This window comes from Rossellomorea sp. NPDC077527 (genome assembly GCF_044542955.1).
GTDB classification, from domain to species: Bacteria; Bacillota; Bacilli; order Bacillales; family Bacillaceae_B; genus Rossellomorea; species Rossellomorea aquimaris_E.
The window spans coordinates 58,258-71,841 of sequence record NZ_JBITVL010000002.1; the positions used below are offsets into that span (position 1 = coordinate 58,258).

At 42.7% G+C, this 13,584-nt stretch carries 16 protein-coding genes; 1 reads left to right on the forward strand and 15 read right to left on the reverse strand.

From position 1 onward, the window contains the following. Positions 1-18: 18 nt before the first annotated feature. The 15 genes from ACIGG7_RS05490 to spoIIM all read right to left on the reverse strand — a co-directional run bounded on the left by ACIGG7_RS05490 (position 19) and on the right by spoIIM (position 12,859). On the reverse strand, positions 19-1,497 hold the full coding sequence (locus tag ACIGG7_RS05490; protein ID WP_224940320.1) for a spore germination protein: 1,479 nt from the start codon (positions 1,495-1,497) through the stop codon (positions 19-21). After that, a complete protein-coding gene (gene spoVAEA / locus ACIGG7_RS05495; protein ID WP_224940319.1) occupies positions 1,463-2,059 on the reverse strand; it encodes a stage V sporulation protein SpoVABEA in 597 nt (198 codons plus the stop codon). The genes ACIGG7_RS05490 and spoVAEA overlap by 35 nt, the downstream gene beginning before the upstream one ends. 22 nt (positions 2,060-2,081) lie before the next feature. Beyond that, positions 2,082-2,504, reverse strand: coding sequence for a stage V sporulation protein AB (locus tag ACIGG7_RS05500; protein ID WP_224940318.1), 423 nt, complete (start codon positions 2,502-2,504; stop codon positions 2,082-2,084). Beyond that, positions 2,494-3,114, reverse strand: a complete 621-nt coding sequence (locus ACIGG7_RS05505; protein WP_224940317.1) for a stage V sporulation protein AA — start codon at positions 3,112-3,114, stop codon at positions 2,494-2,496. The genes ACIGG7_RS05500 and ACIGG7_RS05505 overlap by 11 nt, the downstream gene beginning before the upstream one ends. A gap of 236 nt (positions 3,115-3,350) precedes the next feature. Continuing rightward, a complete protein-coding gene (gene sigF / locus ACIGG7_RS05510) occupies positions 3,351-4,115 on the reverse strand; it encodes an RNA polymerase sporulation sigma factor SigF (RefSeq protein WP_224940316.1) in 765 nt (254 codons plus the stop codon). Between the two features lie 12 nt (positions 4,116-4,127). Then, positions 4,128-4,571 (reverse strand): anti-sigma F factor, encoded by a 444-nt coding sequence (gene spoIIAB, locus ACIGG7_RS05515; protein ID WP_224940315.1) that lies wholly within the window; start codon positions 4,569-4,571, stop codon positions 4,128-4,130. A gap of 1 nt (position 4,572) precedes the next feature. Next, complete coding sequence (gene spoIIAA, locus ACIGG7_RS05520) at positions 4,573-4,923, reverse strand: anti-sigma F factor antagonist (protein ID WP_044340116.1); 351 nt, start codon at positions 4,921-4,923, stop codon at positions 4,573-4,575. A 121-nt stretch (positions 4,924-5,044) separates the two neighbouring features. Continuing rightward, entirely contained in the window at positions 5,045-6,211 is a 1,167-nt protein-coding gene (locus ACIGG7_RS05525) for a D-alanyl-D-alanine carboxypeptidase family protein (RefSeq protein WP_397549116.1), read from the reverse strand. 470 nt (positions 6,212-6,681) lie between these two features. Beyond that, positions 6,682-7,986, reverse strand: coding sequence for a pyrimidine-nucleoside phosphorylase (locus tag ACIGG7_RS05530; RefSeq protein WP_397549117.1), 1,305 nt, complete (start codon positions 7,984-7,986; stop codon positions 6,682-6,684). Between the two features lie 31 nt (positions 7,987-8,017). Continuing rightward, positions 8,018-8,833: a purine-nucleoside phosphorylase gene (locus tag ACIGG7_RS05535; RefSeq protein ID WP_224940312.1), complete on the reverse strand. Its 816-nt coding sequence runs from the start codon at positions 8,831-8,833 to the stop codon at positions 8,018-8,020. Between the two features lie 85 nt (positions 8,834-8,918). Next, entirely contained in the window at positions 8,919-10,103 is a 1,185-nt protein-coding gene (deoB, locus tag ACIGG7_RS05540) for a phosphopentomutase (protein WP_397549118.1), read from the reverse strand. A gap of 209 nt (positions 10,104-10,312) precedes the next feature. Then, positions 10,313-11,206: a site-specific tyrosine recombinase XerD gene (gene xerD, locus ACIGG7_RS05545; protein ID WP_224940310.1), complete on the reverse strand. Its 894-nt coding sequence runs from the start codon at positions 11,204-11,206 to the stop codon at positions 10,313-10,315. A gap of 6 nt (positions 11,207-11,212) precedes the next feature. After that, positions 11,213-11,440 (reverse strand): YqzK family protein, encoded by a 228-nt coding sequence (locus tag ACIGG7_RS05550; RefSeq protein WP_224940309.1) that lies wholly within the window; start codon positions 11,438-11,440, stop codon positions 11,213-11,215. Positions 11,441-11,635: 195 nt separating this feature from the next. Beyond that, on the reverse strand, positions 11,636-12,094 hold the full coding sequence (gene fur / locus ACIGG7_RS05555; RefSeq protein ID WP_224940308.1) for a ferric iron uptake transcriptional regulator: 459 nt from the start codon (positions 12,092-12,094) through the stop codon (positions 11,636-11,638). Positions 12,095-12,205: 111 nt separating this feature from the next. Then, positions 12,206-12,859 (reverse strand): stage II sporulation protein M, encoded by a 654-nt coding sequence (gene spoIIM, locus ACIGG7_RS05560; RefSeq protein WP_224941297.1) that lies wholly within the window; start codon positions 12,857-12,859, stop codon positions 12,206-12,208. Between the two features lie 125 nt (positions 12,860-12,984). Between spoIIM and ACIGG7_RS05565 the strand changes: the two genes are divergently transcribed. Then, positions 12,985-13,566, forward strand: coding sequence for a GNAT family N-acetyltransferase (locus ACIGG7_RS05565; RefSeq protein ID WP_224940307.1), 582 nt, complete (start codon positions 12,985-12,987; stop codon positions 13,564-13,566). Positions 13,567-13,584: the final 18 nt, after the last annotated feature.

The following is a 13,584-nucleotide window of genomic DNA, read 5'->3' on the forward strand; positions in this document are numbered from 1 at the left end:
GGGAATTGTTGCAATATTCTAAGATTTCGCAGGCTGCTTGTATTTATTTCTTGGTTGAACGATGCTTGGTCGAATTTTTGACCCTGGTACCGATTTCCTGACCAGAATCTGCATAAATGCCTTCGGACTGAAAGGCAATAGCGGCCAAAGGTACGGTGTATTAAGAGATTTAATATTTGATACATACAGGATGAAAAGGGTACTTCCTATCATCAACCCTGGTATATGGAAGAATGCAACTGCCACCAGGAGGAGAAGTCTTGCCATCTTATTCGCTACACTTAATTCATAACTAGGAGTTGCAAACGTACCGATTGAAGCTACAGCTACATATAAGATTACTTCAGGCTGAAACAGCCCGACATCGATGGCAATTTGCCCGATTAATACAGCGGCGATTAAACCCATGGCGGTAGAAAGAGGGGTCGGAGTATGAATCGCCGCGATCCTGAACATTTCCACCCCCATGTCAGCGATGAATAATTGCACGATAACAGGGATATTGGTTTGTTCTTGGGGACCGACATACTTTATCACTTCCGGAAGCAGCGATGGGTCTAGAACAAACAAATACCATAATGGCAAAAGGAATAATGAAGCAAGTACCCCAACAAAGCGTGTCCATCTTACAAATGTACCGACCGCCGGAGACTGCCTGTATTCCTCAGCGTGCTGAAGGTGGTGAAAAAACGTTGTAGGTGTAATGATGACACTCGGGGATGTATCCACAAAAATCAAGACATGCCCCTCTAATAAATGGGTAGCCGCTACATCCGCCCTTTCCGTATATCTCACTAATGGATAAGGGTTATACCCCTGCTTCACCAGAAACTCTTCTACTGATTTATCTGCCATCGTCAGTCCATCGATTTTAATACTTTTTAATTCTTTTTTTATTACCTCGATTAAACTCGGGTTTGCCACATCATCAATATATGCAATCGATATATCCGTCTTGGATCTCTCCCCTATGCGGAAGATTTCGAACCGTAATCTTGGATCCCGGATTCTTCGTCTTGTCAGAGCGGTGTTGACAATAATATTCTCCACATATCCATCACGTGAACCGCGTACCACCTTTTCGGTATCCGGCTCTGACGGCTGCCTTCCAGGATAACTTCGCACATCTACGATCAAGGCTTCTTCATATCCTTCAACAAAGACGGCAATTAATCCGGAGAGCACTTCATCCACCGCTTCTTCGATCGTTTTAACCGGTTCTACGGATTGATGGACAAGTCGATTATGTACGATGTCATATAGTCGGCTTGTCGCCCTTTCATGGTCATTGATTTCAACAAGTTCTTCTACAATTTCAATGATATAGGATGCGTCGGTCAGTCCATTTATATAGTAAAAATGAACCCCTTTTTTCAAAATCATCAATTTCCGCACACCGATATCAAAACTTGTGTTCAGTCCAACGTGATTCTTCATGTAATCTTCTATGACTTTTAAATCCTTAGGAATCGGTGTTTCTTTCGTCTTTTGAGGCATGATACCCGCTCCTTTCTAAGATGATTTCCACTGCTTTCTTCGTGATGGGCGCACCTTGTGAATAATGATCTCGTTTAGCCATTTTACCAATATCTCCAATCCCCACAATCACAGGGACATCCAGTTCATCCAGGCAATATACGGTATCCCCCGTCAGTCTGCCTACGTCCATCTCAGGTACACCGAATTTATCCACCCCGTAAGGAGTCAAATCCCCAAATTTATCAATACATACATCCACTCTGGTCCATTCCGCCTGTCGTGTTTTACTTGCCACGGCGATGATTCCGAGAACGTCTATGTCAGAATGATTTGCAACATATTTCAGGGCACGTTCCCCAGCACCTTCCCCTATGAATCCACTATCATCAAACATCACAAAGACAGGGTCATTCTTTGCTCTTTTAATTAATTTGACGATTTCAGGTCCTGACAGCACAGAAGGATTCCCTTTAGAGCTTGAGATGCATCGTCCACCGTACTCTTTGGCGACACATTCGATGGCACGTTTGGCGTATTCATCTCCGTCTGTAATCAGGATCACTTTCCTTTTGTTGTCCATATGAACCCCTGCCCCTTGCTATTTATTGATGAACCAAGTAGAGCCAATGAAATAATGAACCGAATATTTTCCCGAATACGATCGCCATGATGAGAATGACGATCTGGCCGTCTATGCCAATCCGCTTGGCCAGGATGGGAAACACATTCAATACTTCCGTCAACGCAGCAGCCAACAGCCCGATAAACACCCCGCTCGTAAGACCGATCGGAATCAGGACCAATGGAGAAAGGTGAAACGTATAATCATTCAGGCTGATGAATCCTCCAAAGAGGGCCCCTGTAATCACTGCCATTTCATAATAGTGAATCATTTTCATTGTTTTTGTCAGTTGTGTCAACCGAGGTATAATGCCCAATACCGTTAAAAAAGCGACAAACCCCGAGCCTACAGCAAGTCCACCAGCAAAACCGATAAATACGGTAATCAATACATTAATGGTCATCCAATTTCTTCTCACTTTCTTTATTTTCGTGCATGATGACATATTGGTCTAAATCCTGCTGGTAGTTAAACATTTCAACCTCTAGTGGGCTCGGCTCTTCATTAAGTCTTTTACGAAACACATGATTGAAGAACAAGATCATTCCAAGGCCCAAACCAAACGAATAAGGAACCTGGAACAATAATGGATGAGGGTCGACCCCTCCTGTTACAAAATGATACAGCCTTTGATGAACTTCTCTCATACTTACGTCTTCATGGAAATTCATAATGGCCAGGGCTGCACCGATGAATAATAATAACCAAACGCCAATGAATAATGGGAGAGAGACTTTCTTTTTCTCATAGATCACTTCAATGATGCTTTGTGTCGGCCCGATCGTTTGAATATCTAAATCTGGATGTTCCTTGCAAATTTCCCTAATGACTTTCATTACATCGACCACGATAATATTCTTATCAGAAGGAGTCACTTTATGGATCGGGATGTTTCTTATGTCTTCTACACTTTTTTCAGGTGCTATGATTTGAGCAAGCTGTCCAAGCTTGACCGTGCTCTCTTCCCTTACCTGCACTCGATGACGTAAGCGTATATATAAACTTCCTTCCATCCAGTTCACTTCCCCGAAAACATAATTTTCCCTTCGTATCAATAGTATGGATAAACAAACATTAAATATGTAATCACTACCTGGGTGTTCAGATGAAATAAAGGGATCACAAAGACAATTCGACGTAGCTTATAAGGATGGCGATACAAATAGTTGGAAACAATTTCAATCTCACGGTTGACAAAAAAAATAACCTTGTTGGTTCAAAAGGAATTGAACCAACAAGGTTATTTCGCCTATGACTCTGTATGCATATGATCTTTCATCGTCTGTAATATCTTCTTCTCAAGCCTCGATACCTGCACTTGTGAAATACCCAGTCGGTCTGCTACTTCGGATTGGGTCTGGTCTTTGTAATACCTCAAATACACAATTAAGCGCTCCCGATCATCCAATTCACGGATGGCTTCTTTCAAGGCGATTTTGTCAAACCATTTGTTATCCGTATTATCAGCGATCTGATCCAACAGCGTAATGGGATCTCCATCATTTTCATACACGGTTTCATGAATCGATGAAGGGGCACGACTCGCTTCCTGGGCCATGATCACTTCTTCTACGGAATATTCCAGATGCTCGGCAAGCTCACTCACGGTTGGGACCCTGCCGAATTTCTTGGAGAGCTCATCCTTCGCTTTACGAATTTTATTCCCCATTTCTTTCAGGGACCTGCTCACCTTCACTGTTCCATCATCCCGGATGAAACGCTGGATCTCTCCGATAATCATGGGAACAGCATACGTCGAAAACTTGACATCGTAGCTTAAATCGAACTTATCCACTGATTTCAGCAACCCGATACTGCCTATCTGAAAGAGATCATCCGGCTCATAGCCACGATTCAGAAACCGTTGGACGACGGACCATACTAAGCGCATGTTCTTTTGGACAATCAGGTCCCTTGCGCTCTGGTCACCATCCTGGCTCTTCTTGATTAGCTCTTTCACCTCGTGATCTTTCAAAAAGGTCTGTTCCTTTTCATTTTTCACTTCGACATCCATGGGCACGACTCCTTAATTGCATAGCGCTTTACTATTGGTCAAGTGCTTCTTCAATCTAACCGTGGTGCCTGTACCTGGGTGAGATGACACTTCAATTTCATCCATGAAATTCTCCATGATGGTAAATCCCATACCGGAACGCTCAAGCTCTGGTTTGGAGGTGAAAAGCGGCTGGCGTGCCTCTTCTACGTCGCCAATCCCGATCCCTTCATCACGAATGGTCATATCGATATAACCATCCTCCTCCATAATCACAGAAATATATACCGTCCCATTAGGCCTGTTTTCATAACCGTGAATGATGGCATTGGTTACGGCTTCCGAAACGACGGTCTTGATTTCGGTTAATTCATCCATGGTCGGGTCCAGCTGGGCAATAAATGACGCAACCGTCACGCGGGCAAAGGATTCATTTTGGCTTAACGAACTGAATTGAATGTTCATTTCATTTCTCATGTTATGCGACCCCCAATCTTTGTAATGCATTTTCTTCAGACGGTTCAAGACGAATGATCTTAAACAACCCTGACATTTCAAATAATCGGTTTACAGAAGGGGAAATCGCACATACCACCATTTCTCCATGCTTTTGTTTGATTTGCTTGTATCGACCCAAGATTACTCCCAAACCTGAACTATCCATAAAGCTCAATTCTTCTAAATTCAAAATGATATGCTTCACATTCTCACTTTCAATCAGATTCGAAGCTTTTTCCCTAAGCTCATCAGCAGTATGATGATCCAACTCACCACTTAAACGGACACACAATACATCTTTTTTGACTTCTAAGTTAATAGCAAGACTCACTATCAGAAAGCCTCCTTCTCTGTCGTATAGTGAGTCATTTCGCTATTCTTTTATCAAATTCCTTCTCCGTGACAAAACTAGAAGGAATTCGTCATATTTAGAGGTTATTTTCAATCGTTCACTACTTTCCTACTTTCGTGAACAGACCAAAAGATCTCTTATATAATCCCCACCAGCCTGCCTCACTTACATCTCTCTTGGCCACAAGGGTGCTTTCCACCACTTTTTTCCCTTTATTCGTCACGACGAGCGTCCCGACTTTGTCTCCTTTTTTGATAGGGGCTTTCAAGTCTTTTGAAAGGGTGATCTTTTGTTTGATCCCATCCAGCTTTTCCCCTTTCTGCGTCAGAAGGGAGATTGGCTCATCCGTCACGGCCTCCACCCTATTTTCCTTCCCTTTTGAAAGCTTCACCTCTGCCAGGGAATCCCCTTTCTTGAAGAGAGGTTTGGTTGCATACTGATTGAAGGCATAATCCAGCATTTTACTGACCTCATTGTTCCGCTCTTTTGGTGTAGGGGCACCGAACACCACCGCAATCACTCTCATATTGTCTTTCTTTGCCGTTGCTGTCAGACAATACTTCGCTTCATTCGTGAAGCCCGTTTTCAATCCGTCTACTCCGTCATAGAAGCGGACTAACTTATTGGTATTCACTAGCCAGAATTTTTTATCCGACCCTTCGCGTAAATACGATTCGTAGCTTCCGGTGAATTTTGTGATCCCTTCGTATTTCAGAAGTTCCTTGGCCATCATGGACATATCATGTGCCGAACTGTAATGATCTTTCGAAGGCAGACCTGTAGGGTTTTTGAAATGAGTCTCTTTTAACCCTAATTCTTTTGCCTTTTTGTTCATCTTCTCAACAAAGGCTTCTTCACTGCCCGCGATATACTCTGCCATGGCTACTGATGCATCATTGGCCGATCCTATGGCGATTCCCTTCAACATCTCTTCAACAGACATGCTTTCACCAGGCTCGAGGAAAATTTGTGATCCTCCCATCGACGCAGCATATTCACTTGCACGAACTTTGTCATCCCACTTTATTTGACCTTTTTCAAGTGCTTCCATGATCAGGGTCATCGTCATGATTTTCGTCATGGACGCTGGTGCCAGTTTTTCATGGCTATTCTTTTCGTAAAGCACCGATCCTGTATCACGCTCAATCAATATCGCTGATTTTGCCACATCAGCCAATTCAGATTTATTCTCCTGGGCAAATCCCGTCGCAGGAAAAAGAAAAGCTGTCAAAACAAATGTCACTACTATATACGCTAAACGTTTCATCCAACTGTCCTCCAATCAAAATCTCGTTAAAATTCAATACTCATAGATCCATTTTTTCCAACTGCATCATTTTTATACAATCATTGGTAAAAAAGTGGTCGAGTAAAAGCGAAGCATGTGGAGATTGTGAGGCTGATTTGTTTTTATCAAGAGGTACGATTAAGTTGAATCTGAGAATTTATTATATTGCTTGAGGATTGGACTTTGAACGTCCTTTGATGCTTCCTGCATAATGAAAAGAAATTGCTTTATTTGTTAATTGCGTTGTTTTCTATCTTAATTGCCTCATTTTTTAATTTATTGCGTCGTTTCGATCACGAATTGCGTCATTTTTACAACTATTGCGTCAATTCCATCCTTAATTGCGTTTTAATGTAAATATAGAAATCCCACACCCATATTCCAAATAAAAAAAGCCTCTGCCGAAGAGAAATAATCCTCTCGGCAAAGGCCTCGATCAAACTGATGAATCACCCTGTGATTTCAGTATGAATCAACGTAGGTGCTTCTACATGTTCATCTGTCACTTTAATGCTTTCATATAACTTTTCTTTCACATTGTCGATGTTTTCGTCATTACTGTAAATGGTTGCAAGCGATTCACCGGCTTTGACGGCATCTCCGATCTTTTTACGAAGCTCCAGTCCTACTGCCAGGTCAATGACAGAATCCTTCGTCGCGCGTCCTGCACCCAACCACATGGCAGCCGTTCCGACAGCATCGGCCACAATTTCAGACACATAGCCATCCTGTTTCGCGTCAAGCTCGATTTTGTATTTTGCTTGTGGAAGCTTGGATGGTTCATCCACTACGGTAGGATCTCCACCTTGTGATTCAAGGAATACCTTGAAGTTCTCAAGAGCCGATCCGTCTTCGATGGCTTTTTGTAATAACGCTCTTGCTTCTTCTAAAGTCGAGGCTTTCTCCGCAAGGAATACCATATGGCTTCCAAGAGTAAGACAAAGTTCTGTTAAATCTTCCGGACCTTCTCCTTTTAACGTATCGATCGCTTCCTTCACTTCAAGCGCGTTCCCGATGGCGTATCCAAGAGGCTGGCTCATATCGGAAATGACCGCCATCGTTTTTCTTCCAACGTTGTTTCCGATGTTCACCATTGCTGTAGCAAGGTCCTTCGAATCGTCCAGCGTCTTCATGAAGGCACCTGCACCGGTCTTGACATCAAGGACGATGGCATCTGCACCTGCTGCGATTTTTTTACTCATAATTGAGCTTGCAATTAAGGGAATGCTGTTGACCGTTGCTGTTACATCACGCAATGAGTAAAGTTTTTTATCAGCAGGGGTCAAGTTCCCGCTTTGGCCAATGACCGCCAATTTATTCTTATTCACCAAGCGGATGAACTCATCGTTTTCGATTTCTACGTGAAATCCTTCTACAGATTCAAGCTTGTCGATGGTTCCTCCAGTGTGCCCCAGTCCTCTTCCGCTCATTTTCGCAACAGGAACACCGACGGATGCCACGAGTGGTCCAAGTACAAGTGTGGTTGTATCACCAACACCGCCTGTGGAGTGCTTATCCACTTTAATGCCTTCAATGGCAGATAAATCAATTTGATCGCCTGATTCTACCATCGCCATCGTTAAGTCTGCACGTTCTCTATCGCTCATATCTTTGAAGAAAATAGCCATTGTAAGGGCACTTACCTGATAATCAGGGATCGTTCCATCTGTATAACCTTCCACGATGAACTTGATTTCTTCAGTAGACAATTCTTTTCCTTCACGCTTTTTCTCAATTAAGTCAACCATTCTCATTGTTTTCACCCACTCTTGTAAATTTCAATTATTATAAAGATTTCACGATTTCTTTTACATATGAAAGGAAGTTAGCACGTACCATTTCCGTTGTTTCCATGACTTCATCATGTGAAAGAGGTTGATCAAGGATTCCAGCTGCCATATTTGAAATGCATGAAATTCCTAGTACCTTGATTCCAGCATGACGAGCCACGATGACTTCTGGTACAGTTGACATCCCTACTGCGTCACCGCCAAGGGTACGGGCAAGGCGAACTTCAGCAGGTGTTTCATACGTAGGACCGGTATTTCCTACATAGACACCTTCCTGTACTTCAATGGATAGTTTCCCAGCGATTTCTTTCGCTTTTTGACGAAGTTCTTTACAATATGCTTCTGACATATCAGGGAATCTCGGCCCTAAGCGGGAGTCATTCGCTCCAATGAGAGGATTGCCTCCCATATTGTTGATATGATCTGAAATGAGCATCAAGTCCCCTGCCTGGAAGCTTTCGTTTACTCCGCCGGCTGCATTCGTCACAATCAGAACTTCCACTCCTAATTCTTTCATGACGCGAACCGGGAATGTCACTTTATCGAATCCATACCCTTCATAGTAATGAAAGCGACCTTGCATAGCGACGACTTCCTGTCCGGATAACTGTCCGAACACCAGCTGCCCTGCATGTCCTGCCACCGTGGAAACAGGGAAATCAGGAATTTCTTTATAAGGAATTTTCACAGCGTTTTGGATTTCATCTGCAAGAACACCTAGTCCAGATCCAAGGATCAATCCGACCTTCGGCTGACCTGTGTATTGATTTTTCAAGTGATTGGCTGCATTTTGAATGTTTTCGTAATTCATCTTCATTACTCCTTTTCAACGTAAAGAGGAGGAAATGAGCCCTGGCTTTCAGCTTCATCCCTCTCCTGTTTTATTTTTCTATCACTTATTTCAATTGTGTTAAGAAGCTTTTACCGAATTTCGGCATGGTCACATTAAAGTTATCAGCAACTGTTGCCCCGATATCTGCGAATGTTTCAGAGATAGGCAGTTCTTTCCCTTCTTCAAAACGCTTTGAATAAACGAGAAGGGGAACGTACTCTCTAGTGTGATCCGTACCTGGAGCAGTCGGATCGTTCCCGTGATCGGCTGTAATCATAAGAAGATCATCTTCCGTCATTTTCTCAAACACTTCAGGCAGTCGTGCATCAAACTCTTCTAGCGCTTTTCCATATCCTTCTGGATCGCGACGATGTCCGTATAATGCATCAAAATCAACAAGATTTAGGAAGCTTAAGCCTGTGAAATCTTGATCGAATGATTGAATGAGTCCATCCATACCGTGCATATTATGCTTTGTACGAATCGATTCAGTCACTCCTTCTCCATTGAAAATATCTGATATTTTACCAATGGCGATCACGTCGAATCCGGAATCCTTCAGTTCATTCATTACGGTACGGTTAAAAGGTTTCAACGCGTAGTCATGACGGTTGGAAGTTCGTTTAAACGCACCCGGTTCTCCGACAAATGGACGAGCGATTACACGACCTACGAGATATTCCTCTTCTTTCGTGATTTCACGGGCTATCTCACAGATCCTGTATTGTTCCTCAATCGGAATGATGTCTTCATGAGCAGCAATCTGCAGGACAGGGTCAGCTGACGTATAGACAATTAACGCCCCTGTTTCCATATGTTCTTTACCCAACTCTTCGATGATTTCAGTTCCACTCGCAGGCTTGTTTCCAATAATCGTTCTGCCTGTTTCTGCCTCAAGTCTTTGGATTAATTTTTCAGGGAACCCATCTGGGTACGTTTTGAACGGTTTATCGATATTCAGACCCATAATTTCCCAATGTCCAGTCATTGTATCTTTCCCGACTGAAGCCTCCTGCATTTTTGTAAAGTAAGCAAGGGGCTTTTCTGCCTTTTCGATTCCCTTTATTTCTTCAATGTTTGAAAGTCCCAGTTTTCCGATATTCGGCATGTTCAACCCGTTCATATGGTCAGCAATGTGACCGAGCGTGTCCGCCCCCTTGTCGTTGAATAGATCAGCGTCCGGCGCTTCACCAATACCGACAGAATCCATTACAATCAAGTGAACTCGTTTGTATGTATAGTTACTCATTCACGTAAACCTCCTATATATTGATCCTTTTTTAAAAAAGCGGTTACATTTTCGACCTTCAATCGTATCTTACCCTTAACTGCTTTGAAGCAATCGACAGGATTTAACGTCAGAAGTCTGACATCTATATTCTACTTTTCCCTTTTAAAAAAAACAAGAGAGATCCCTTAAAGAATCGTAATTTCTTTATGGGATCTCCCTATCTTCTATTATGCTCTAGGATGAAATTGTGAATAAACATCCTTTAATCGTGTTTTCGTCACATGTGTATAGATTTGAGTGGTAGAAATGTCTGCATGACCAAGCATTTCCTGTACTGCCCGCAGATCTGCCCCATTCTCAAGTAAATGAGTGGCGAAAGAATGGCGAAGTGTATGAGGCGTCAAATCTTTCTCGATATTGGCTTTCTTGGCAAGTGCCTTTAAATTCTTCCAGAAGCCTTGCCTTGTAAGACCTTTACCATGATGATTCAGGAACAAATGATCATCACGGTGTTTCTTGCTCCGTAATTTCAGCCGGGCATCCCCCAAATATTTCTCCAGAACATTCATGGCCGTCTGTCCGATCGGGATGATCCGCTCTTTGTTTCCTTTCCCGATGCACCGTACAAATCCCATCGTCAAATGGACATCATCCAACTTCAGCTGGATGAGCTCACTTACCCGTATCCCTGTCGCATAAAGGATTTCAAGCATGGCTTTATCCCTCATCCCTAAAGGGGTCGATTCTTCAGGTGCTTCAAGTAAAGCCTCCACTTCGGCGATACTTAAAATCTTAGGAAGTGTCCTTTCGGTTTTCGGCGTCTCGATATGTACAGTAGGATCCTGTTCCGTCGCCTTTTCCCTCAAGAGGAACTGATGAAAGGATCGGATGGATGCTACATGCCGTGCGACGGTTTTCGAGGACTTCCCCTGGTTTTTCAGATGACCGAGAAACTGGAGGATATTCACCCTTGAAACGGCGTTCAGTTCAGCCACTTCCTCAACCTTCGTTAAATATAGCGCATAATTCTTTAAATCTCGCTGATACGAATCGATCGTATTCTTGGCAAGCCCTTTTTCTACAATTAAAAAGTGCATGAAATCTTGTATATGGTCTTCCACACTGCATTACTCCCCGTTCATATAGAAAAATAATAATCGGTCATACCAATGGTTTTCTTCATCTGTCACGGAAGAATATACTTTTACTGCTGCTCCCTCGGGCTCATCATATCTGTGATAGCCTTCGTATTCTTCACTTATCCACATGATACCATAGTAGAACAAAATCGTTGATCCCGTAAATAATATAAATACCTTTATGGTCTGCCATACCAATTGAACCCCTTTAAACATCCTGTCGTCCTCCATATTCGCTGGTACTAACGCTTATTAATACAAGCTATGACGGTTTTCAAGCGTTTTATACCTAATGGAATCAGAAACTGTAAAAAATTCTATATGGGTATGAAAAAAAGCCTTAAAGAATATGTATGGGATGCTTCCAATTAAGAAACAACACAGAGGTCTTTAAGGCTTTCGGGCTTCATCTTATTCTTCATGGTCCTCTTCTTTATCCTGGCATCTGGAACAAATGCCGTGAAAGGTGAGTCGGTGATCTTTTATTTTAAACTTCCAGTCTCTTTCAACAATCGCTTCTACATCTTCTAAGAGATCTTCTTGAATTTCATCAACCGCTCCACATTCAATGCACACCAAATGGTGATGGAAGTGGGCTGCCCCTTCTTGCCTGAGATCATAGCGTGATACACCATCGCCAAAATTGATCTTATCCACAATTTTTAGTTCAGACAGCAATTCCAATGTACGATATACGGTTGCCAGTCCAATTTCCGGAGATTTTTCCTTAACGAGGAGGTATACATCTTCGGCGCTGAGGTGATCTTCTTCATGTTCTAGTAACACGCGTACCGTTGCTTCCCGCTGTGGCGTAAGCTTATAGCTGGCAGAATGAAGCTGTTTTTTTATTCGTTCAATGCGGCTTTCCATAGTCCTCTCCTCCCTCGTCAATGTCTTTACTATTATATCAAAAAGGGAGGAATAAGCAAAATAAAATTATTATAATTAACTAATTGAAATGATTATCATTTAATAATAACTTTATTTTATTCTGGATATGACAGCTTCCATTAAATTAGGAGAGAGATAGGCTTCGATGCTTGCGGCGACAGTAACAATCGCGATGGCCATCACCATGAAAATAACATACCTGGATAAGAACGGGATCATCTGGAATTGCATGGACGATGTTTGCCTCATAAAGATCTTTCGGATCAATGTAAGGGAGAAACTTGCGCTGATCGCCCCGATGAAGATGAATGCAGGAATGATGATAATATTCTGCGGCAGCACACTGACAAATGATAATAAAAATCCGCTCCATCCCATTTGATTCACTAAGAACCCGACTGAAAAACCGACCACGACACCTTTCATAAATAACAAGACGAAGATGAGCGGAAGTCCGATGATCGAGATTCCGAGCAGCCACATCAAGCCGAGATACTTCACATTATGAAGGAAGCTCTGACGGAAAAGCTCTTCTGCCGACGTCATACTCCCATCTTCCATTTCACTGAAAAACTTACTCAAATAGAAATACAGGTCCTCTTTTTGGGCAAATGACAGGGAATTAACGACAATGGCACCAAAAATGATCCCCATTAAAAACAATGTAATGATAAATAAATAGATTGAGGAATGTGTTTGTACATGTTGGACGAGTGGATTTGAATTTGATATTTTTTTACGCATCACAGTGCTCCTCCTAGATATCGATTACTAATCTATATGTAAGGCGGGACACGTTTATTCTATTCTATTGAACTTCCATACAGATAAACGTATAATCATAGAAACCTGTATTGGAGGAAGAAAATATGAATTCACCCAACTTAATCGAATTTCCCACAAGGATTGAAACTTCACGCCTTTATATCCGGCCGTGTATGCCTGGTGACGGGCCAGACGTTTTCAAGGCGATTTCTGAATCAAGGAACGAATTAAAGCCGTGGCTTCCCTTTGCGCGGAAGGAACAAACCCTTGAAGAGGTGGAGGCCGGGGTCCGGGATTCTTATGCTGAATTCATTAAAAAGGCCGACATCCGACTACATATTTACCTCAAAGAAACGGATGAATTCATCGGGTCCACCGGGTTACACCGCATCGATTGGGATGTGCCTAAAGTGGAAATCGGGTACTGGCTACATACCAAGCATACGAAAAAAGGATATATCGTGGAAGCCGTGAAAGCGCTGACCCGTTTCGCCCTGCATGATCTTTCCTGCAAGCGGGTGGAGATTCGCTGCGATGAGAGGAATACTGCTTCGCGGAGGGTGCCTGAGCGGCTGGGGTTCAAGCATGAGGGGATTTTAAGGCATGATCATCTTGATGAGAACGGGATCGATGGACGTGATACATGTGTGTACTCTCTTATTCCTGATGATCTCATTGAGATTTGATATCTGCCAATATTCAGG